This window comes from Cyanobium sp. FACHB-13342, assembly GCF_014697415.1.
Classification (GTDB): Bacteria; Cyanobacteriota; Cyanobacteriia; order PCC-6307; family Cyanobiaceae; genus Cyanobium_A.
Map to the genome: position 1 here is coordinate 417851 of NZ_JACJRT010000008.1, position 21320 is coordinate 439170.

General features: G+C 67.9%; 20 protein-coding genes. 11 read left to right on the forward strand and 9 right to left on the reverse strand.

Annotation, left to right across the window (positions count from 1 at the left end; all coding sequences use genetic code 11):
* Positions 1-3: 3 nt before the first annotated feature.
* Genes H6G16_RS07630 through H6G16_RS13295 form a run of 4 tightly spaced genes read right to left on the reverse strand, consistent with a single transcriptional unit; the run spans position 4 to position 6534 of the window.
* Positions 4-369, reverse strand: a complete 366-nt coding sequence (locus tag H6G16_RS07630) for a dihydroneopterin aldolase (RefSeq protein WP_190389663.1) — start codon at positions 367-369, stop codon at positions 4-6.
* A complete protein-coding gene (locus tag H6G16_RS07635; protein ID WP_242036248.1) occupies positions 366-1676 on the reverse strand; it encodes a glutamate-5-semialdehyde dehydrogenase in 1311 nt (436 codons plus the stop codon). The genes H6G16_RS07630 and H6G16_RS07635 overlap by 4 nt, the downstream gene beginning before the upstream one ends.
* Positions 1676-2572 carry an ROK family protein gene (locus H6G16_RS07640; RefSeq protein WP_190389665.1) on the reverse strand — a complete coding sequence of 299 codons (897 nt, stop codon included), beginning with the start codon at positions 2570-2572 and terminating at the stop codon, positions 1676-1678. The genes H6G16_RS07635 and H6G16_RS07640 overlap by 1 nt, the downstream gene beginning before the upstream one ends.
* Positions 2572-6534 carry a translocation/assembly module TamB domain-containing protein gene (locus tag H6G16_RS13295; protein ID WP_190389666.1) on the reverse strand — a complete coding sequence of 1321 codons (3963 nt, stop codon included), beginning with the start codon at positions 6532-6534 and terminating at the stop codon, positions 2572-2574. Before H6G16_RS13295 ends, H6G16_RS07640 begins: the two co-directional genes overlap by 1 nt.
* 384 nt (positions 6535-6918) lie before the next feature.
* Here H6G16_RS13295 and H6G16_RS07650 point away from each other — a divergent pair, with 384 nt between their 5' ends.
* The 6 genes from H6G16_RS07650 (at position 6919) to glgB (ending at position 12934) form a co-directional block, all read left to right on the forward strand.
* On the forward strand, positions 6919-7386 hold the full coding sequence (locus H6G16_RS07650; protein ID WP_190389667.1) for a DUF2518 family protein: 468 nt from the start codon (positions 6919-6921) through the stop codon (positions 7384-7386).
* Positions 7387-7388: 2 nt separating this feature from the next.
* Positions 7389-7772, forward strand: a complete 384-nt coding sequence (locus H6G16_RS07655) for a DUF4332 domain-containing protein (protein ID WP_190389668.1) — start codon at positions 7389-7391, stop codon at positions 7770-7772.
* Positions 7773-7833: 61 nt separating this feature from the next.
* Positions 7834-8154: a hypothetical protein gene (locus H6G16_RS07660; protein ID WP_347238828.1), complete on the forward strand. Its 321-nt coding sequence runs from the start codon at positions 7834-7836 to the stop codon at positions 8152-8154.
* Positions 8155-9759 carry a CocE/NonD family hydrolase gene (locus tag H6G16_RS07665; RefSeq protein WP_242036249.1) on the forward strand — a complete coding sequence of 535 codons (1605 nt, stop codon included), beginning with the start codon at positions 8155-8157 and terminating at the stop codon, positions 9757-9759. It abuts the gene before it with no gap.
* Positions 9760-9781: 22 nt separating this feature from the next.
* Positions 9782-10594 (forward strand): DUF3887 domain-containing protein, encoded by an 813-nt coding sequence (locus tag H6G16_RS07670; RefSeq protein WP_242036250.1) that lies wholly within the window; start codon positions 9782-9784, stop codon positions 10592-10594.
* 42 nt (positions 10595-10636) lie between these two features.
* The gene (gene glgB, locus H6G16_RS07675) at positions 10637-12934 is read left to right on the forward strand and encodes a 1,4-alpha-glucan branching protein GlgB (RefSeq protein ID WP_190389669.1); all 2298 of its coding nucleotides are present in this window, start codon (positions 10637-10639) and stop codon (positions 12932-12934) included.
* A 24-nt stretch (positions 12935-12958) separates the two neighbouring features.
* On the opposite strand, the gene H6G16_RS07680 is transcribed toward glgB, so the two are convergent.
* Together H6G16_RS07680 and H6G16_RS13105 are read right to left on the reverse strand one after the other, a co-directional pair.
* Entirely contained in the window at positions 12959-14155 is a 1197-nt protein-coding gene (locus tag H6G16_RS07680; RefSeq protein WP_190389670.1) for a mechanosensitive ion channel domain-containing protein, read from the reverse strand.
* A 2-nt stretch (positions 14156-14157) separates the two neighbouring features.
* Positions 14158-14508 carry a hypothetical protein gene (locus tag H6G16_RS13105; protein ID WP_242036251.1) on the reverse strand — a complete coding sequence of 117 codons (351 nt, stop codon included), beginning with the start codon at positions 14506-14508 and terminating at the stop codon, positions 14158-14160.
* Positions 14509-15638: 1130 nt separating this feature from the next.
* Between H6G16_RS13105 and hemE the strand changes: the two genes are divergently transcribed.
* The 4 genes from hemE to H6G16_RS07705 all read left to right on the forward strand — a co-directional run bounded on the left by hemE (position 15639) and on the right by H6G16_RS07705 (position 18542).
* On the forward strand, positions 15639-16697 hold the full coding sequence (hemE, locus tag H6G16_RS07690) for a uroporphyrinogen decarboxylase (protein ID WP_190389672.1): 1059 nt from the start codon (positions 15639-15641) through the stop codon (positions 16695-16697).
* A complete protein-coding gene (locus tag H6G16_RS07695) occupies positions 16694-17710 on the forward strand; it encodes an NAD(P)-dependent oxidoreductase (RefSeq protein ID WP_190389673.1) in 1017 nt (338 codons plus the stop codon). The genes hemE and H6G16_RS07695 overlap by 4 nt, the downstream gene beginning before the upstream one ends.
* Complete coding sequence (locus tag H6G16_RS07700) at positions 17707-18093, forward strand: plastocyanin/azurin family copper-binding protein (protein WP_190389674.1); 387 nt, start codon at positions 17707-17709, stop codon at positions 18091-18093. The genes H6G16_RS07695 and H6G16_RS07700 overlap by 4 nt, the downstream gene beginning before the upstream one ends.
* A gap of 107 nt (positions 18094-18200) precedes the next feature.
* Positions 18201-18542, forward strand: a complete 342-nt coding sequence (locus H6G16_RS07705; RefSeq protein ID WP_190389675.1) for a c-type cytochrome — start codon at positions 18201-18203, stop codon at positions 18540-18542.
* Between the two features lie 118 nt (positions 18543-18660).
* Here the strand turns inward: H6G16_RS07705 and H6G16_RS07710 are convergent, their stop codons facing one another.
* Complete coding sequence (locus H6G16_RS07710) at positions 18661-18864, reverse strand: hypothetical protein (protein WP_190389676.1); 204 nt, start codon at positions 18862-18864, stop codon at positions 18661-18663.
* A 74-nt stretch (positions 18865-18938) separates the two neighbouring features.
* Here H6G16_RS07710 and H6G16_RS07715 point away from each other — a divergent pair, with 74 nt between their 5' ends.
* Positions 18939-19235, forward strand: a complete 297-nt coding sequence (locus H6G16_RS07715; RefSeq protein WP_190389677.1) for a hypothetical protein — start codon at positions 18939-18941, stop codon at positions 19233-19235.
* Here the strand turns inward: H6G16_RS07715 and H6G16_RS07720 are convergent.
* Both H6G16_RS07720 and H6G16_RS07725 read right to left on the reverse strand, forming a co-directional pair.
* Positions 19217-20017 carry a hypothetical protein gene (locus H6G16_RS07720; protein ID WP_190389678.1) on the reverse strand — a complete coding sequence of 267 codons (801 nt, stop codon included), beginning with the start codon at positions 20015-20017 and terminating at the stop codon, positions 19217-19219. The genes H6G16_RS07715 and H6G16_RS07720 overlap by 19 nt on opposite strands.
* Positions 20018-20078: 61 nt before the next feature.
* A complete protein-coding gene (locus tag H6G16_RS07725; RefSeq protein ID WP_190389679.1) occupies positions 20079-21191 on the reverse strand; it encodes a hypothetical protein in 1113 nt (370 codons plus the stop codon).
* Positions 21192-21320: the final 129 nt, after the last annotated feature.

A 21320-nucleotide genomic window follows, 5' to 3' on the forward strand; every position in this document is an offset into this window, starting at 1 on the left:
GCATCAGCAGGGCCCATGGCGCTGACGTTCCACCGCCACCACCCCATCGAATCCTGAAACGGGAGCCTGGCATTTGCGCAATTCCAACCACACGGGCACCGGCCCGTAGAGCTGCTCCACCAGATCCAGCATGGAGTCGCTGTAGTGCTCCAGGGTGTGGCAGCGGATGCTGCGGGCCTGCCGCTGCAGGGCGGTGATCAGCTGGCTGTAGTCCAGGGTGTCGGCGAGGGCATCACTGCGGCCCGCGACTGAAAGATCAACGGCGAGGCGCAGGTCGAGCTCAAACCACTGCCCCTCGGCCCGCTCGAAGTCGAGCACGCCCACGTGGGCCCAGAGCCGCAGACCCCGCACATGAATGCCGTCGCTCACAGCGGCAGGCTGCGATGGCTGAACTGGCGGACGCCGCTGGCGTAGTCAGCGGCGATGTGGCCCTCACCCCGCAGCCGGTAGCGATAGGTGACCAACCCCTCAAGGCCCACAGGGCCGCGGGGCGGCAGGGTTTGGGTGGAGATCCCCACCTCGGCGCCGAAGCCGTAGCGGAATCCATCGGCGAAGCGGGTGGAGCAATTGAGGTACACCCCGGCGCTGTTGACCGCCGCCAGGAAGCGATCGGCCGCAACCGGATCGGTGGTGCAAATGGCATCGGTGTGGCGAGAGCCGTAGCGGCCGATGTGGTCGAGGGCCGCCTCCAAGTCGGGCACCACCTTCACGCTCAGGATCAGGTCGGAATACTCCGTGCTCCAGTCGTCGTCACTGGCGGCATGGCGAACCCCCAGAGCCATGGCGGCGGCATCACCACGCAATTCGACCCCGGCCTGGGTCAAAGCCGCAATAGCCCTGGGCAGGAACAGCGGCGCGATCGCCCCATCCACCAGCAGGGTTTCAATCGCGTTGCAGGCAGCCGGGTACTGGGTTTTGGAATCCAGCGCCACCCGCAGGGCCAGATCCAGATCGGCAGCCCGATCCACAAACAGGTGGCAGATGCCGTCGGCATGGCCCAGCACCGGGATACGGGTGTTGTCCTGAATGAAGCGCACCAGGGCGTTGGAGCCCCGCGGAATGATCAGATCAACCAGGCCATCGAGCTTGAGCAGCCCCAGGCTCTCCTCCCGACTGGTCAGCAGCTCGAGGGCGTCGGGATCCACCGCACTGGCGGCCAACCCTCGGCGCAGGGCCGTGAGGATGGCGCTGCAGCTGTGGCTGGCCTCCCGGCCCCCCTTGAGCAGGGCCCCGTTGCCGGAGCGGATGGCCAGGGAGGCGATCTGCATCACCGCATCCGGGCGGGCCTCAAAAATCACCCCCAGCACCCCCAGGGGCACCGTCACCCGCTCCAGCACAAGGCCGGCGTCGAGCTCGGTGTGGAGCTGGCGCCGGCCGACCGGATCGGCCAGGTCGGCCACCTGGCGGACACCGGCGATGGCGCCATCGAGCTTGGGGCCATCGAGCTTCAGCCGGGCCACCAGGGCAGAAGCCAGCGCCTCGGCCGCCGCGGCCTCCAGATCGGCCTGGTTGGCCGCCAGGATGGCGTCCCGGCTCTGCTCGAGGGCATCCGCCATCGCCAGCACGGCCTGCCGGCGCAGCTGATCGGTCAGCTGGCCAAGGGCCATGGCGCTGCGGCGCACCTGGCCCGCCCGGGCGAGGAGATCGGGGGAGGGATCGGGAATCATGCGATCCATCATCCCAAGCCAGGCCCCAGCCGCTGCAGGGCGAGACGGGCCGCACCCAGGCGACCGGCCCCATTGCCAAGGCTGCAGCGCTGGATCGTCAGCCCCTCCCGGCTGGCCGGCTGAACCCGCTGCTCCACCTCGGCCCAGACCGCTGGCAGGAAATGGGCACTGGCGCCACTCAACCCACCGCCGATCAGCACCCGCTCCGGCGTGAACACGTAGAGCAGGGAGGTGACGCCCAACCCCAACAGGCGGCCGTACGCCTGCCACACCGCCAGGGCCTCGCCATCGCCGGCATCGGCACGCCGGCACAGCTCCACGGGCTCCACCGGAGAGAGCCGATCGAAGCCGCGGCGGCTGCAGAACGACTCAAGGGAGCCGCGGTTGCCGCTGTTGCAGGGGGGACCCTCCGGGTCGATGCCGATCAGACCCGGCTCCGCCGCAGCCCCCCGGTGCCCCGTAAACAGCTGGCCATCCAGCAGCACCGCACCGCCGACGCCGGTGCCGAGGGTGAGCAGCACCACATCGCGGGCGTCATGGGCGGCCCCGCGCCAGTGCTCGCCGATCAGGGCACAGTTGGCGTCGTTGGCCAGGGTGACCCGACGCTCCAGCAGCGGCTCGAGCCAGTCGGCCAGGGGCACGTCCTGCCAACCCGGCAGGTTGATGGCGATACGCGCCACCCGGCAGGCCCGGTCGCTGGGGCCCGGATGGCCCACCCCCACCCGGTCGGCCAGTCGGTCGGGATCGAGCTGCTGCACGGCCTCCACGATCGCCGTGGTGACCGCCCCGGGCACGGCGGGTTGGGGCGTGGGCACCTGGAGCTCCGCCAGCAGGGTGCCGTCCTCACTGAAGCGCCCGAGCTTGATGGCGCTGCCCCCCAAATCCACCCCGATCAGCTGGGCCATCAGAACCGGAAGAACACCTGGAGCTGGGTCTGCCAAGTCCCCTGGCTGTCGATCGATCCTTGCAGGTTGAGCAGTTCCGAGGCCTTGTAGTTGAGGTTGAGCTGGGGAGGCACGTCGGAGCGGTTCGGGGCCGCGAGCACGGATGCATTGAAGCGCTCGCTGATATCGAGGCCGATCTCCGAACCCAGCACCAGCTGGGGTGGAACCCGGCCCGAGCGCCGTTCGGCACCACTGCTGACCTCCTGGTTCACGTAGGTGGGATAGAGGGCAAAACTGAGGCGTTGGCCAAAGGCGTCACCGAGGGTGCCCAGCAAGGGAGACAGCAGGGTCTGGCCCAGGGCCGTGGCGAGCACCGTACCCCCGGCGGAGCCGGCCAGCCCCGCCAGGGTGTTGCCGCCGATCAGGGCCAGAAGACGGTCTTCCGAAAGGGGCGGGGAACTGCGCAAAAGGAGATTCTCAGCAAGGCGATCGGCCGGACCACTCACACTGAGGTACACCCGCACCAGGTTGAGCTGGTCGAGGGAGTTGATGGCACCGTCGGCTTGGTAATCCTGCAGGGACAGGCTGCCGGCGGGGCCAAGGCCGCTGGTGAGTGGCAGGTTGTCGGACACCCGGGTGCGCAGGGCGATGTCGAGGTAGGGGATGAGCCCCATGGAGGGGGTGAACACCGCCACGTTGGGGGCATCGGGATCGAGGCTGAAGGTGGTGGTGAACAGGTTGAGGCGACCCCGCAGCAGGCGCACCACGCCCTGCAGCCGCAGACTCGGATCGAGCCGGCCATTGACGCGCAACAGGCCACGGGTGCCGAAGCTGGCGAGGTTGGGCACGCCCACATTCAGATCGGGGCCCAGGCTGAGCCGGAGGTCGTCAAAACCCACGGCCTGGACGTTAGGAACGGCCGCACGCAGCGCCCCACTGGCATCGCTCTCCACATCCGGACCGAGCAACACCAAGGGGGCCTGGTAATCCCAGCGGGCATCCAGCAGGTCCGCAGGGGAGGCCGCACGCTCCGTGGGACGGGACTCACTGGCCAGGCGGGCGGGCTGCACATTCACGCTGCCCCGGCTGATCGCCAGGGCACCGCCGATGTCGAGGGCCGGAAGACTGCCCCCGATGCGCAGTTCGCCATCGGCAACGGCCTTGATCCGCGGCAGGGCAAAGGGCACCGTCTTGAGCACCAGGGCGAGGCTGGATGGCTGACCTTCAGCGCTGCGTCCGGGACGCAGCAGGCCCAGGCCGCCCTGGCCGCTGAGCGATCCCCTCTCACCCACCTTGGCGTTGAACTCCTGGAGCAACAGCTGCTCAAAGTCGAAGAGCACGGTGGCCTCGACGGCATGAACCCGCTGGCCGATGAACTGGAGCTCGCCGTCGCGGAGCCGCAGGAAGCCATTGGCAATCGGGTTGGCCAGGCTGCCTCGCACCAACAGCTGCAGGTCCCCGCTGCCCTTGGTCCACTGCAGGGCCGGCTGGGCCAGACCGGCCAGGAAACGCAGGCCGTCGTCCCGACTGGCCAGACGCAGTTCCACACCCTCCTGAGCGGGATCGAGGGGCACCACCCCGGCTAAATCGACGCTGCTGGAGGCGCCGGCAGCGCGCAGGGAGAGGTCGAGCTGCAGACGTCCGTCCTGGAGCTGGATCAGGCCCCGGTCAAGGGCGAGGCCGGTCTGGCGCAGGCTGGCTTGATGCAACGCGAGGTTGAGGCTGAGTTCCGGCTCGGCGCCGCCAAGGCTGTAGCGACCGCGGCTCGAGAGCGTGCCCGAGAGCCCTGGGGGCACGGGCGTCAGCAGGGCGAGCAACTCCAGCGGCAAGTGGGCCAGGCTGAACTCGCCGGCGCCCTGGCGCAGGGGGCCCTGGAAACGGGCGACCAGCGGCACGTTGGTGAGGGGCCTGTCCAGATCCTGCTCTGGCAGCCAGAGCTGGGCCCGGGCCTCCAGATCGGCGCGGGCCGAGGGCAGGGAAGGACCGGACAGGTTGAGATCCAGGTCAACGCTGCCAGCGAGCTGCTGCAGACGCTCCTGGGGGGTAAGCCGGCTGTCGCGCTCCGCCCGGGCACGTCCGACGCGCTGGCGGGCCAGGTCGAGGGCCCGCAGCTGGTCCTGTACGCTCCCCCCAAAGGTGTCGATCAGCAGGGTGCCAATATCGCTGGCCCGTCCCACGATCGGCTCGCCCCCACCCCGCCACTGGGGCCAGGCCCGCACCAGTTGCTGCAGGAACCGCGTCGAGAGTTGCCGACCCTCCAGACGGGAGCGAAAAGCCCCGTTCCAGAGGCCGCTCCAATCCATCGCCAGCTCCCCGCCCCCGAGGGGTGAGAAGCTGCCCCTGGCCTGATAGCGACGACCGCCATAGCGGAAGGTGGCTTGGGCGGACTGCCCCCAGACCCCGAGGAACACCGGGCGATCCAACTGGGCGGTGCCGCTGAAGGCCAGCGGCTGGAGCTCGAGCAGACCCTGGCCACTGAGGCGCCCCTGGAGCGGCTGGCGGCGCCCCTTGGGCCCGAGGGCCAGTTGCAGGCCATCGAGGGGCAGTCGATTCGCCTGCCAGCGGTACCCCCTGGGGCGACCGACGAGGGCCAGGGTGCCGGCGTCCCGCCGGATCTCCAACTGGCGGGGCACCCAGCGGGAATCGAAACGGGCCTCCAGCAGGCCCAGCGGGGCAGGGGCCAGGGCCTCCATGCGCAGGCGGCCGCCGCCGACCGATTCCCCAAGCCACTGCCCCTGCCAGGTTTCCCGCAAGCTGATCGGACCGGCACCGGGTTGGTCGATCCAGAGGTCCAGCTCCGGGGTGAGGGCCGACAGGGGCCCCCACACCCGACCCGAGGCCTGCAACACCCCCTGCAGGGGGGCTCCCACCAGGAGATCCAGCCGGCTCAAGGGATAGCGATCGAGCTCAAGACGCAGATCCAAAGGGCCGGGCACCAGGCCCCGTCCGGATCGCACCGCCAGGGGCAACACGCCACGGGCGCGGAGATGGCTGCTGCTCAGACGCTCCAGTTCCAGCTGCTGATCGCGCCAGTGCAGCACCGCATCCCAGCGGCCCAGCAGGGGGTTGCTGGACTGGCCAAAACGGGCCTGCAACTGGGGCTGGCGCCAGGAACCCCGGGCATCGAGGGAACCGGTCAGCCGCTGGTCAAGCAGCCAGGGGGGACTGCCCGGCTGCAGGGGTAGGTCCCGCGGCCGCAGTTGCCAGCTGCCGCTGAGCGCCAGTCGCTGGCCCAACCGCCCCTGAAGCCGAAGCCAGGATGCCCCACGGCCCAGCACCAGCTGCTTGAGCTGCAGGTGTTGGGGGGTCCAACGGCCGGCCAATTGGAGCGTGCCCTGCAGCTCCCTGGAGCCCGGCTGCAGCCAACGCCAGGTGGACCTGGCCAGCTCCAGGGTCTGGTCCTGGCAGCGCAGGAGGCCCTGCGGAAGTTCGAGGCGCGCCTGGGTCGCGCGGGGGCGCCAGCCCAGCTGCTGCAGCTGAAGTTCGCCCCGGCAGGAGGGGCGCCGGTTCAGCCAACCCAATTGGAGGCTGCCATCGACACGGCCGGAGAGCTGGCCGGGCAAGCGCACCACGCTCTGGAGGGAGCTGAGGGGAAAACGCTCACTGCGCAGGCGAGCCAACCACTGCTGGCTCCTCCAATTGCCATCCAGTCGCACGGCCATCCCACCGGGCCCGTGGAGGGGCCGGAGGCGGCCATCCAGCTCGAGCTGGCCGCGGTGGATGCGCAGGCCGAGACGAGCGGCAAGCCGAAAGGATTGGCCCGAAGGAGCCAGGTTCACCAGGGCGGGGTCGGCCAGCCGCAGCCGCACATCCAACCGCGGTGGCTTCATGCCGGCGGGCAGGCGACCCAGCACCCAGTACTGCCCCTGGGCATTGGGTTTCAGCTCAGCCCGAACCCCCGCCAGGCTCACCTGCAGAACGGGTAACCGTTGGCGCAGGCTGGCCAGGGGGTCCAGGCTCACCGCCACGGTCCGGATGGACACCCTGGAAGCCTCGGCGGGGCCAGGGTCAATGTGGGTGATGCCCAGTTGGAGGCCACCCCACCCCAAACCCTGGTAAGGCCCCAGGCGAACGGGATGGCCCAACGCACGGGTCAGGGGGCGCTCCAGCCGAGGCTTCCACTCCTGGTAGGCACGCCGCAGGCCCTGATCGGCGGCCCACACAGCTCCAACAACGGTGCCCCCGGCGAGCGCCAGAGCGCCAAACAGCCTGACCACTGCTGTAGCCGACGGGCGGATCAGGGGGGGATGGCGCTGCGGAGGGAGGGGCGGCCCGGGTTCCTGCTCTGGCAACACCGCCATTCCCTGGGCTGCCACCGCCTGCGTCCGGCGCAATATAAAGGCCCTGACGCGACGACTCCAGACCCCATGGCCGCTGATCCGATCCTGCTGATAGCGGGCCAATGGCTGGGGGCCGCGAGCGGGGTGCTTGCCCTGGCCACCGTGGTGGGCTATTTGAGCCGCTGGGGAATCCGCTTCCGTCTGGTGGGCGTCACCAGCTTCACCGCTTTGCTGGCCGTCTCCTGTCTGGCCTTTGCCGTGAGCTACACCCCCCGGGTGCAGCTGGATGGGGCCGTGAGCGTGCCGATCGTCTACGACAACGGCAGTGATCTGGTGGTGGCGGCCGCCCCCGCCGATCTGGCCGAGGCGGCAGCGGCACCCACGGTGCAACAGGTGGCCGCCAACCTGCGGGGAGGAGGGCGCAGCAGCGCCGATGGCCTGGTGCACGTGCGCCTGCGCCGGGTGGAGCCGGTGGGGCCCGGCCTGAGCCAACCGGTGGTACTGGCGGAAGCCACCCGCAGCCTGGCCAGCGGTGCCGTCGCGCTGCAACCCTGACCATGTGGCAGCTTCCGGCCCACTTTCAGCGGGAGCAACGCCAACTCGAGCGCGCCGGCATTGCCAGCTGGGCCGAGCTGGCCCGCGTCGACGACGGGCACCTGCGTCGGCTGGGAGCTGACGGCGGCGCCAGTGAAGCCCGACTGATCAAGCTCAGGGGACAGGCTCGCCTGGTGGTGGACGTGGGGCTGGAACCAGCGGAAGCAGCCCTGCTGCTCTACGCGGGCATCGCCACCCGGGCAGGGCTGGCCGACGCCGATCCCCACCGGCTGCTCGTACAGATGGGACGGCTGCAGCGCAGTCTCACCGGCATGGCGGCACCGTTGCTGGATCTCACGACCCTGCAGAGCTGGATCCGGCGGGCCCAACGCCGCCCCACGAACTGATCCAGGGGGCCCGCCACCCCGCCCAACCGGTGACTGAAATGGAAGCAGTCGGGGACTCCCCATGGCGATCCTCCACCCCTCGCCACCGTCGGTACCCAAAGGGTTGCTGGCCCTACTGGCCTGCGGCAGCGGTCTGCTGATCGGCCTCGGCTCCACCCCATTGCCGGTTGGGGCCCAATCCCAGCTGCTGGAATCCGTCAAACAGAATCCGGCCCGCGCCCAGGCTCTCTGCACCCAGCTGCGCAGCTTCAACGCCCAGGGGCTCTCGGCCACCTCTCCGCAGGCGGTCGCCCAGATCGCTCGGCAGGAAAACCTGAGCCCGATGGATGCGGAAGTGCTGACCACCTATGTGGTCGGCCTCCACTGCCCTGACGTGCGCTGAATGCACCCCACCCCCGCGGGGCCCGAGCCCGTGCACTGGCGCGATGCGGTGATGCCCTGCCGCGACGGCATCGGCCTGGCCTGCCGCATCTGGTCGCCAGAAGGCCAAGGGCCCTGGCCCGTGCTGTTGATGCGCCAGCCCTACGGCAGGGCGATCGCCTCCACCGTCACCTACGCCCATCCCAGCTGGTACGCCTCCCACGGCTTCCTCGTGGTGGTGCAGGACGTGCGCGGTCGGGGCGACTCCGAAGGGGAGTTCAGGGGCTTTGAGCAGGAGGCCGCCGACGGCGCCGACACCATCCGCTGGGCCCGCCAACTTGAGGGCAGCACGGGAGCTGTGGGCTGCTACGGCTTCTCCTACCAAGGCCTGACCCAGCTGCTCAGCGACGACCCACAGGCCATCCCCGACTGCCTGGCCCCGGCCATGGCCGGACTGGATGAGCGGCAGCACTGGGCCAGCGAGGGGGGAGCCCACTGGTGGGCCCTGGGGGTGGGCTGGGGCCTGCAACTGGCGGCCCAGCGCTGCCAACGGCTGGGCGATGCGGCGGGGTGGCAGACCATCCGCCGCAGCCTCGAGAGCGGCAGCTGCCTCCACGACGGGCTGGACCTGCTGGAACGGTTTGATCCCCAGGGCATGGCCTACCGCTGGCTGCAGCGCCCCTGCCAGGCCAGCGACGGCTGGATGGTGCATCAACCAGCGGCATCCCTGCTGCGTCGCCCCATGCTGTTGATTGGCGGGTGGTATGACCCCCACCTGCGCGGCATCCTGGACCTGTGGCACCAGGGCCGGGCCGCGGGTGGCCAGCCCCTGCTGAGGATCGGAGCCTGGACCCACCTGGATTGGCAAGGGGGCGTCGATCGCCTGCAACTGGCCTTTTTTCAGCACCACCTGCAGGGCCACTCCGCCCCGATGGAACTCCGCACGCCCGTGCTGCTGGAAGACGGGATCAGCCGGCGTTGGCAGGCCCCCGCAGACCCGGGCCTGCGGATGGGATGGGGACTGACCAGTGGCGGGTTGGCCGCGGTCGATGCTGCGGAGGGTGCCCTGCAGGCCAACCGCACTGGATCGGGCGGGGTGACCCTGGTGCACGATCCCTGGCGGCCCGTTCCTGCCCGGGGGGGACACCTGGGACTGGACCCGGGACCCTGCGATCGGCAGGCCACGGATCGCCGCACGGATGTGGCCTGTTTCAGCGGGCCCGCGCTCGACAGCCCCTTGACCCTGGAGGGCCTGCCGCGGCTGCGGATCCGCGTGAGGGCCGACCAGCCCAGCTTCGACCTCTGCGCCGCCCTGTCGCGGGTGCGGCCGAGCGGTGTGGTGGACCAGCTGGCCAGTGGCGTGGGGCGATTCCAGGGCGCAGCCGGAGAGCCCACTCCCGTGAGCCTGGAGCTCCAGCCCCTGCGGGCCAGCCTGGAAGAGGGCGACCGGCTGCGGCTTTCCCTGGCGGGATCGGCCTGGCCCCAGATCGCCGTGAACCCAGGGGATGGCAGCCTTCCCGCCGGACCGGCCGGGCCCCGTCACCGGGTGATCACCCTGGAGCTGGATTTGACGGAAGCCGAATTGGAGCTGCTGCCCTTCCTGCCCGGGGAACTTGGGGCAAACTGAGCCGACATCCCCAGTCTCCCTGATGCCGATGCGGCACCTGCGCTCCGCCCTCCTGCCTGCCGTTCCCCGCCGAGCAGTTCGGAGCCTGGGCCTCCTGGCTCTGGCCACCGGACTCAGCATCGGCCTGGGGGCCACCCCTGGAGCCCTGGGAACGGCGACCTGGGCCCAGGCCACCAAGGGCACCGAGAGCCTGCCGGCCCTCAGTGTGGACCAGGCCCGTGCGGCGGCCAACCGCATTCTGGAGGCGGTGAAAAACGGGGACGCCAACCTGCGCTACAGCCAGTTCTCCGAGGAACTGAAGGCGGTGAGCAGCCCCTCGATGGTGGCCACCACCATGAAGACCCAGCCCAAGCTCCTGTCGTGGACCCTGTTGAGCGTCCAGAGCGGGCTGCGCAACACCACCGTGGAAGCCAGCCTCAGCACCAGCAGGGGCCAGCAGGACCTCTTCCTGGTGCTCAACCCCGAGGGCAAGCTCAGTGGCTACCACCTGGATCTCAACGACGAGGCCCCCAGCCTCGTGGCCAGGCGATTCGTCGACGCCCTGAGCTCAGGGCACTTCATTTCCGCCCGCAGCTACCTGAGCCTGCCGCTGCAGAAGGAGATCGGAGCGTCCGCCCTGCAGGCGCGCTGGCAACAACTGCAACGGCAGACGGGCGCATTCGTGCGGATCCGCCGCGCGGTGGAGGCCGGGAGCGACGGCGACCAGAGGCTCGTGCTGGTGTACACGGAGTTCAATCGGTTGAGCGACTCCCTGTTTGTGATCCTCAACGCCAGCAACGACATCATCGGTGTGGATTTCCCCAGCGATCCAATCACTCCCAAGCCGGTTCGCTGAGGGAAAAGCCGCCTAAGCTCGCGGCGCGACTTCTGGTGGTTCATGTCCTTGCTCAGCCTTGATTGGATGGTGCAGGACGCCCAGCGGCTGGCCGAGTGCAGCCACGACCATCCCTTCGCCGTGCTGGGCCCCCAGCCCCTGGACAACGGCAGCTGGGTGGTGCGGATCTGGATGCCGGAGGCCGAGCGCGTCGAACTGTTGGTCGACGGGCGCAGCCTGGCGATGGCCACCCCCAACCATCCCTGGATCTTCGAGGCAGAACTTGGCCATGACCCCGGCACGGGGTATCAGGTGCGGGTGCTTCGCGGCGGCATTGAGCACGTGCAGCACGATCCCTGGTCGTTCCGCCATGAGTGGATGGGCGAGCTCGACCGGCTCCTCTTCGCCGAGGGCAACCACCACCACATCTGGCGCCGCATGGGCGCCCACGTGGTGGAACACAACGGCATCCGTGGGGTGCAGTTCTGCCTGTGGGCTCCGAACGCCCGCAGCGTGGCCGTGCTCGGCAACTTCAACAGCTGGGATGGGCGCCATCACCCGATGCAGTCGCGGATGGGGGGCTCCTGGGAGCTGTTCATCCCGGGGTTGAAGCCCGGCGAGATCTACAAGTACGAAGTGCGGGCCCAGAACGGCCACTGCTACCAAAAGGCCGATCCCTACGGCTTCCGCCACGAGGTGCGGCCCAACAACGGCTCGATCGTGGAAGCCCCATCCGCCCACGGGTGGGCAGATGGGGCCTGGATGGCGGAACGGGACAGCCGCAACCCCCTGGAGCAACCGGTGGCGGTGTACGAGATGCACCTGGGCAGCTGGATGCACGCCGCTGCCGACCAGCCCTACATCGAAGCCGACGGCACGCCGCGCGCCCCGGTGCCCGCCGCCGATCTGAAGCCTGGGGCCCGCCTGCTCACCTATCCGGAGCTGGCCGATCGGGTGATTCCCTACGTGAAGGCCCGGGGGTTCACCCACATCGAGCTGATGCCGATCTCGGAGCATCCCTTCGATGGCTCCTGGGGCTACCAGGTGACCGGTTGGTACGCCCCCACCAGTCGCTTTGGCAGCCCGGATGAATTCCGCGCCTTTGTGGACCGCTGCCATGCCGAGGGCATCGGCGTGATCCTCGACTGGGTGCCCGGCCACTTCCCCAAGGATGCCCACGGCCTGGCCTTCTTCGACGGCGCCCATCTCTACGAGCACGCCGATCCGCGCATCGGCGAGCACAAGGAGTGGGGCACGCTGATTTTCAACTACAGCCGCAATGAAGTTCGCAACTTCCTGGTGGCCAACCTGGTGTTCTGGTTTGAGCAGTTCCACATCGATGGCATCCGCGTGGACGCGGTGGCCTCCATGCTTTACCGCGACTACCTGCGCCCCGACGGGGAATGGCTGCCCAACGAACACGGCGGCCGCGAAAACACTGAGGCGGTGCGTTTTCTCCAACAGGCCAACCACGTTCTGTTTGAGCACTTCCCCGGCGCCCTCTCGATTGCGGAGGAATCCACCACTTGGCCGATGGTCACCCAGCCCACCAACATCGGCGGCCTCGGCTTCAACCTGAAGTGGAACATGGGTTGGATGCACGACATGCTCGATTACTTCGAGCTGGATCCGTGGTTCCGCCAGTTCCACCAGAACAACGTCACCTTCTCGATCTGGTACGCCTTCACCGAGAACTTCATGCTGGCCCTCAGCCACGACGAAGTGGTGCACGGCAAGAGCAACCTGCTGCACAAGATGCCAGGGGACGACTGGCAGAAATTCGCCAACGTGCGCGCCCTGCTGGCCTACATGTGGACCCACCCGGGCAAGAAAACCATCTTTATGGGGATGGAGTTCGGCCAACGGGCCGAATGGAATGTGTGGGGGGATCTGCAGTGGGACCTGCTGCAATACGACGCCCACCAGGGACTGCAGCGCCTCGTGGACGACCTCAACGTCTTCTACAAATCCGAGCGTGCCCTGTGGGGCGACGACTTCAGTGAGTTTGGCTTCCAGTGGATCGATTGCAACGACAACCGGCACTCGATCATCAGCTTCATGCGCCGCGAAAGTGCCACCGGCCGCTGGCTGGTGGTGGTGGCCAACTTCACGCCCCAGAGCCATTCCCACTACCGGGTGGGCGTGCCCCTCGAGGGCTTCTACGAGGAAGCGTTCAACACCGACGCCGAGCGCTACGGCGGCAGCAACCTGGGCAACCTGGGGGGCAAGTTCACCGATGAATGGGGCATCCACGGCTACGAGCACTCGCTCGACCTGTGCCTGCCGCCCCTGTCGGTGCTGGTGTTCCGACGCGATGAAAAGCGCAGCCAGGAACTGGAAGCCGCGCTGCCAGTGGGCTGATGCCCCCTTCCCCTGCAGCGTCGGCTACTCCGGTGGTTCGATGCCCAGGCTGCTGAAGCGATCCACGATCGCCAGCCGCAGCTCTGCCGTCACACCACCGGCGATTAGGGGATCCGGCACCGAGTAGCTGAGGCTGTAGCTGTAGAGCTCGCCGCCAAACGCCATCAGCTTGGCGCTCACACCGGGCTCGGCCATCACCTGAGGATGCTCCTGCGCGATCTCCTTGAGCAGCGCGATGATCTGCTGCGGGGGCCAGCGGCGGCTCACCGAGAGGTTGATGCTGGCCCGCCGCATCCGGTCACTGCGGGTGTAGGTGGTGGTGGAGGTGGTGAAGAAGGTCTGGTTGGGCACCACCAGCTCGGCGTTGTCGCTGCTGCGCAGCAGCACCGTGGCCCGGGGGCCGAGCCGTCTCACCTGGGTCAGCTCTCCGTCGAGCAGCAGCACCTCCCCGGGCCGCACCGAGCCCTCCATCAGCAGCCACACACCACTGACCATGTTGGAGAACACCTCCTTGATGCCGAAACCCAGCCCCACCGACAGACCGCCGGCCACGGCCAGCACACCGGTCTGATTGATGCCCAGGTTGGCCATAGCCCAGATCACACCCACGGCCATCAGCACGTAGCGCAGGATCTGCTCGATCGCTCCACGGCTTCCCTCTTCGAGATTGAGCAGATGTTTGACCAGGTGGCTCACCCAGGTGGCCGGAACCGAAATCCCCACCAGCAGCAGATAGAGCACCATCAGCACCCGGCACAGCTGGCCGAGGTTGATGGCACTGCCGAACCAGACCCCCAGTGGTGCCAGGGCGAAGTCGGTGAGGCTGCCAACGGCATCCAGCAGGCTCAGCACCACATACGTGAGCAGCAGCGGGCGCAACAGGCGACTGACCAGCTGCTGGCGGGCCTTCGGCTCCATCCAGCTCCGCAGCAGGCTGTGCTCCAGCAGCGAGATCAGCAGCCACAGGCCGGTGTATTGGATCGCCAGCAGCACCAGGCCATACCGCTGCCCCGTGGCTGCCAGCAGCAGGGCGAGCAACAGCTCTGCGATCAGGAGCACCAAGCGCAGAGGCAGATAGCGCTTCAGCCGGATCGCACCCCCGGGCCAGAGCCGTGGCAGGTTGAACAGGCCCAGCCCCAGCAGCAACAGCGGCAGCAGCTGCAGCTGCACAGGGCCCCTTTGCAGGTAAGCCCACCAGCCCAGGATCTCGGTGAGCAGCATGGTCAGGGCCTCCTCGGCTGCAGCCGCAGAATTTGCTCAGCCCCCTCATCCGGGCTGACGATCCCCTCCATCACCAGGTTCACGAGCGAATCCACCTTGGGCAGGGTCTGGTCCAGCTCCCCCTCGGAGTAGCTGGTGCGAATCCAGGCCGTCTGGAGGAACTGGCTGTAGGCGGTGCTCAGGGCGGCCAGTTGGCTGGAGCTGGCCACGGGAATCGACACGTAGCGGTTGGATGGAATGGTGTATCGGCTCGTGACCGTCGTTTTCCTCTGCAGCGCCGGATCCAGGGCCAGCTCCATCAGCTGGAGGGTCAGTTTCCGCTGATCCGGCGTGGAATCGGTGCCCAGAGCCATGATGCGGTTGGACAGGAAGGGACTTCGCGGGTCCCCACGGTCCATCGGGCAGCGGAGCGACTCCCAGATGACGGCCCATGGTGCGGTTCAGGCGCACCAGCAGGGGGCTGAAGCAGGGGATCCAGGCCAGCCGTCCCGATTCCAGGCCGGTGACCAGATCCTCCGGGCCGCTGCCCAAATACACCTTCCCCTGGAGGGCGCTCTGCCGGAGCCAAGCCAGCCAGCGTTGCAGGTCCTGGTTCTGACTGGTGAGCAGAGCCGCATCAGGCTTGCTGGTGTCAGGCAGCAGGATCGGTTTGAGCGCCTGGGCGGCTCCCAGAGCGCCAGCCGTCCAGTAGATCCCCGAAGGATCCACCGAAAGCCCCACCGGATTGCCTGCGGCTGCCACCGTTAGGAGGTTGTTCAGGGTGGTTGGCGGTTCGGTGATGCGGCGGCGGTCGAAACAGGCCACCGTCACCTCGGCGAACAGAGGTAACCCGGCCAGACCCCTGCTTCCCTGGGCATGGTTCAGCAGATCGGGTGCCACCTGGCTGAGCGCCCGCTGAAGCTGCGGATCCTTCCTGGGCAGAGGCTGCAGCAGGCCCTGCTCCAGCAGTGAGATCGCCCTGGGGCCCTGCAGGATCAGCAGGTCGGGCCCCAGTCCGCGGCTCTGGCTGAGCCGCAGACGTGTCTCCAGGTCGCTTTCGGAAACCGTGGAGATGTCGATGCTCACCCCCGGATTCAGCTTTCGGAACGCCTTGAGCAGATCGGTCTCCGGCAGAGCTTCTTGATAGAAGCTGCGGTACCACTCCAGGCTGCTGTTGGGCACGATCAGCACGTGCAGCGTCGTGGGTGTGCGGAGGTTGCCGCCGCAGCCCTGGAGCAGCAGGGTGGGTGCAAGGGCAAGCCCCAGAGACCGGAGCCACGCAGGTCGTCTCAGCCCTTGTCCTGGCGAGCGCCAGCCGCGTCTCTTGCGGCGGTGGCGGCACATGGTGCCGGATGGGTGCACGGTCGGATCAGGCTCTGACCCCATTCTGCGAGGCTGTCCACAGATGCCCAGGTGGCAGGAGAGGAAGCTTGTGCTTGATGAAGCAAAGGCCAGCCCCTGCAGGGCGCTCGGCTAGGTTTCCGCTTCTTTCCTGCCCTTCTTCATGGCCGACAATGCTCCCCTGCTGCTGCGCGCCGCCCGAGGTGAGCAGGTGGAGCGGCCCCCGGTGTGGATGATGCGCCAGGCCGGTCGCTACATGAAGGTGTACCGCGACCTGCGCGATCGCCATCCGGGCTTCCGGGAACGGTCGGAAAACCCCGATCTCTCCTATGAGATCTCGATGCAACCCTTCCACGCCTTCAAGCCCGACGGCGTGATCCTGTTCTCCGACATCCTCACGCCGTTGCCCGGGATGGGCATCAACTTCGACATCGTCGAGAGCCAGGGTCCCCTGATCCAGGACCCGATCCGCACCATGGCCCAGGTGGAGGCCCTGCGCCCCCTTCAACCGGCCGAGAGCATGCCCTTCGTGGGTGAGGTGCTCACCCGCCTGCGCCAGGCCGTGGGCAACGAGGCCGCCGTGCTCGGCTTCGTGGGCGCCCCCTGGACCCTGGCCGCCTACGTGGTGGAGGGCAAGAGCTCGAAGAACTACGCCGTGATCAAGGCGATGGCGTTCCGGGAGCCGACGCTGTTGCACCGGCTTCTGGATCACTTCGCCACATCGATTGCCGCCTACCTGCGCTACCAAATCGATTCCGGCGCCCAGGTGGTGCAGATGTTCGATTCCTGGGCCGGCCAGCTCAGCCCCATGGATTACGACACCTTCGCTGCGCCTTACCAGAAGAAGGTGGTGGATCTGGTCAAACAGACCCACCCCGACACCCCCTTCATCCTCTACATCTCTGGCAGTGCCGGGGTGTTGGAGCGGATGGCCCGCACCGGAGTGGACATCGTGTCGCTCGACTGGACCGTGGATATGGCCGAAGGCCTGGCCCGCCTTCCCGACCACGTGGGTGTGCAGGGCAACGTGGATCCCGGACTGCTGTTCGGCACCCCCGAAGCGATCCGGGACCGCATCGACGACACCGTGCGCAAGGCCCGCGGCCGCAAGCACATCCTCAACCTGGGCCACGGCATCCTGCCGGGCACGCCGGAAGAGAACGGCCGTGCCTTCTTTGAGGCCGGCAAGAGTGTGATGGAGCGCCTCGGAGCCGCGGTTTGAGCAGGGCGGCGCCGCCAGCCCGGATCCTGATCACCGGCGCCTCCGGCTGCGTGGGCCAGCACATCGCGGCCCAGCTTTACCAGGAGACCGACGCCGAGCTGCTGCTGCTGCTGCGCGATCCGGCCAAGCTCACCGCGGTTCCGGCCGACGACCCCCGGGTCACCCTGCTCGTGGCCGACCTGCGGGATCTCACCGCCCATGCCGGCGCGATTGCCACCGCCACCCGGGTGATCCACACGGCCACCGCTTGGGGGGACCCCGAGCGAGCCATGGCGGTGAACGTGGTGGCGGTGAAGCAGCTGCTGGCCTTCACCACGCCCGAGTGGCTGGAGCAGGTGATCGTGTTCTCCACCGCTTCGGTGCTCGACCGCCAGTTGCAGCTGCTGCCGGAAGCCCTCAGCGAGGGCACCGAATACATCCAGACCAAGGCCCTCTGCCTCCAGCAGCTCGAAACCCACCCCCTGGCCGCCAGGATTGTGGCCGTGTTTCCCACCCTGGTGTTCGGTGGCCGGGTGGATGGCCAAGGGCCCTTCCCCACCAGCTACCTCACCGCCGGACTCGGCGAAGCCTGTCGTTGGCTGTGGCTGGCCAAGTGGCTGCGGGCCGATGCCAGCTTCCATTTCATCCACGCCGCTGACATCGCCCGGGTGTGCGTGCACCTGGCCACCCAGCCCCATCAGCCCAATCCCGAACCCGGGCAAGGGGAGCTGCGCCGGCTGGTGTTGGGGCAACCGGTGATCAGCGTGAATGACACCGTGACCCAGCTCTGCCGCTGGCGCCGCAGCTGGCGCCCTCCCCTGGGCCTCAACCTGCGGGGCTGGCTGATCGAAGCCCTGATCAAGCTGCTGCGGATCGAGGTGAATGCCTGGGACCGCTTCTCGATCCGCCAGCGCCACTTCGTGCATGAGCCGGTGAGCCCACCGGAACGCTTCGGCCTGGTGAGCCACGCCCCCAACCTGACGGCGGTGTTCGAAACGGCCGGCTTACCCCACCGAGGCCTACCAAAACGATGATCCCCGCCAGGCTGGTGGGGGTGCTGACCGCCGTGCTGGTGGGCCTGGGGGTGTGGATGGGCGGCCTCCCCCCGGCCCACGCCCTTGCCGCTCCAGCCCAGATGCGGCTGGGCAGCAAGGAGGGATTTCTGGTGTTCCAGCCGGAGCGGCTGACGATCACCGCCGGTGAACGGGTCCGGTTCGAGGTGGGCGGCCTGGGGCCCCACAACCTGATCGTGGCGGGCCACCCGGAATGGAGTCACGAACCCCTCAGTTTCGAAGTGGGCGAGAGCTGGGAGCAGACCTTCGACAGCCCCGGCCGCTACGCGATCTGGTGTGAACCCCACCGGGCCGCGGGCATGACCGGTGAGATCCATGTCCTTGAGGCCGCACGCGAGCCCTGAGCACCCGCCTATGTGGCAAATGTTGCGAACCTGGCTGGCAGGGGTCACACCAGCACCGATCACGCCTTAATTTTGGCGGGTTGCCCGTGCTTTGAAAGCGCCCTCCCATGCGCCGACTCTTCTCCCTGATCGCTCTCTGCCTGGCGCTCGTGCTGGGTGCAGCTCCGAGTTTTGCCGCTGATGTGGCCCACGGTGGCCAGATCTTCTCCGCCAACTGCGCGGCCTGCCACATGGGTGGCGGCAACGTGGTGAACGCTGAGCGGACCCTCAAGCAGGACGCCCTCGAGGCCTACCTGGCTAACTACAGCAGCGGCCACGAAGCCGCCATTGCCTACCAGGTGACCAACGGCAAAAACGCCATGCCCGCCTTCGGTGGCAAGCTGAGCGAAGGTGACATTGCCGATGTCGCCGCCTACGTCGAAGACATGTCCTCCAAGGGCTGGGCCTGATCAGCCTGCAGGGCTGATCCACTCAACCCGCAACTTGTGTTGTAAACCCCGGCCCCGGCCGGGGTTTTTTGATGGCACAGGGATCACGTCGATCCCATCGGGGCCAGAGCCTGTTCGCCTACCCCTGGGAGCGGCGCTCCTCCAGAACGGCAAGGTAGAGCTCCTCAGGTACGTCGCGGATGTCGTATTCACTGGGCAGCATTCCGTGCACATGGCGGTGCACGGCCAGCCAGCAGTTGCGCTCCGGATCCTTGCCCGTGGCGTCGAACGCCCTGGATTCGGTGGCGAGCCGGGCAATCAAGGCCTGATCGGGTGCGTCCATCACGGCTGACAACAGGGCAGTCAAAACCTCCAGCCGAGGGCCAGAGTGGAGCCAGTTTGCCCCAGTCCTTCGGGATGCCAACTCGCCTGCCCCTGCCGATCCTCTCCGGAACGGGACTCAGCCTGACGGCCCTCGTCGTGGGGTTCTGGGCGACGCCCAGTCAGGCCCAATACACGCCCAAACCCAGCTGCCCGCTGGTGGTACCCGCAGGCCAACAGATCGTGCAGCCCAAACGGATCCAACCCGGCCAGGTGAAGGCCAAGAACGCCATGGGCTGCCTCTCACCGGCCGATGCGGTGTATGGGCCCGATGGCTGTCCGCTCAAGCTCTGCGGGCCCAATGCGGGCGTGATTCAGCTGCCGGCCCCGTAGGCCACCTGGCACACGGCATTGAGCAGCTGGGCCTGATCGGCATCCGTGGGGATCTGGCCGTTGAGCAGACCCTGCTGGCAATTGGCCGCCCCCAGCAACTGGGTGCCATTCACGGTGTAGAAGAAGCTGGCGCCGTAGCTGCCCACCGCTTCCACCGAGCCGTAGTTGAGCTGGTAACTGGTGTTCGGCACCACGATCACGGGCGACTGCTGGTTGGCCGCCGCATTCACCAGCCCGCCGATCACCGCCCCGGTGGCCAGGCCAGCGATCCCCCAGGCAGCGGCGTTGGCCCCCCACCAGCCCCAGCCGCCCCAACCGCCGTACCAGCCGGCATTCCAGGGGCGATTGCCCCAGTAACCGCCATCGCGCCAGTTGCTGTTCCAACCGTTGTAACCACGGTTGTAGAAGTTGTTGTTCACGTTCACCTGGCGGTTGAACGTGTCGTTGTTGAAGCGGTCGTTGTTGAAGCTGTCGTTGACGCGATTGCCATCGACGTTGCCGCTGCCCCAGCTGCTGCGGGTGTTGGGCCCGTACATCGGACTATGTCCCTGATAGCCCTGGCGCCAGGCGCCCCCGCCCGCACCCCCGCCACCGAAACTGCGATCACCGCCTCCGGACCAGTGGTACCCACCACCACCGAAACCGCCGCCGCCGCCACCAAAGCCTCGGCCACCACCACCACCGCCGCCGCCGCGGGCCTCTGCGGCCATCGGATGGAGGACGGAACCACACAGCAGCAAGGCCGTGGCAAGGGCAACCGAGAGAGAACGCCGACGGGTCATGGGAAGAACAGAAGAAAGGAACGGATGGATCGGTTCAGGAAGGATGGAGGGGATGGCCCCATCAGCCCGAGGTGATCGTTGGATGGTGGCCGCTGCCAGCACTGGAGGGAGGCTGCTGACGCTTCCGTTCCAGCACCTGCCAGATGCCAACGGCGATGCCAGCGCCCAGGGCCAGCACCAGCAGCTCTCGCAGCCAGCCAGGCAGGGCCCCCGTCAGGGTTTCGGGCAAGGGGGTGCCCTTGGGATCGGGGCCATAGGCCACCTGGCACGCCGCATTCAGCAACTGGGCCTGGGCTGCCGTGCTGGGCACCTGACCATCGAGCAAACCCTGCTGACAGTTGGCCGCCCCTTTCACCGGCGGACTGCCGGCCACGGCATAGCTGAAGTCAGCCCCTCCCGATCCCACCGAATCCACCGTGCCGTAGTTGAGCTGGTAATCGCTGTCCGGCACATCGATCACCGGCGACTGCTGCTCGGCTGCGGCGTTGACCAGGCTGGTGATCACCTCGGCCCCCGCCAGGGCCGCCAGACCCCAGCCCACGGAAGCGCCACCCCACCAGCCCCAGGTGTTCGGCTCCCAGTTGTACCAGCCATAGCCCCAGGGACGGCTGCCCCAATAACCACCATTGGCCCAGCCGTTGTTCCAACCGCCATAGCTGCGGTTGTAGAAGTTGTTCTGGAGGTTGATGTTGCGATTGAAGCGGTCGTTGTCGAAGCTTCCCCAGGAGCGGTTGCCGTTCCAGCTGCCGTCGTTCAGGCGACGGAACTGATCCGCTGAGATGTTGTGGCCGGTCCAGGCGCTACGGGTGCCGGATCCGTAGAGATGGCTGCTGCCCTGATACCCCTGCTCGAGGGAGCGGTCTGCGGGTTTGTCAGCCCAGCCACCGCCACCACCTGCACCGCCGCCGCCGCTGATGCGGGGAACCGCCGGTGCGCTGCGCTCGATTGGTGCCGCTTCGATGCGGGGAGCACTGAAGCGGTAAGCACCGCCACCACCGCCACCGCCTCCGCCAAAGCTGGCTCCGCTGAAGCCTCCGCCCCCACGGAAAGCAGCACCGCCACCACCGCCGCCATCAAAGCGGGCCTGGGCACTGCTCCCGGACAGGAGGATGACGGAGGCCAGGGCAAGACCTTTCGCCAGGGCAGGACCTTTGGCCAGGCTCGACTGTTTCATCAGGGTGGGTGAATTGCGTTTTTTGTAGGTCGCGTTTGAGGGGCTTGCAGCGGTTTGCAATGGAGCGATGCATGGCCCCTGGCCTGGGCTTGCCCATCCGGGTCGGTTGTCTCGCCAAATGGGTTCGGC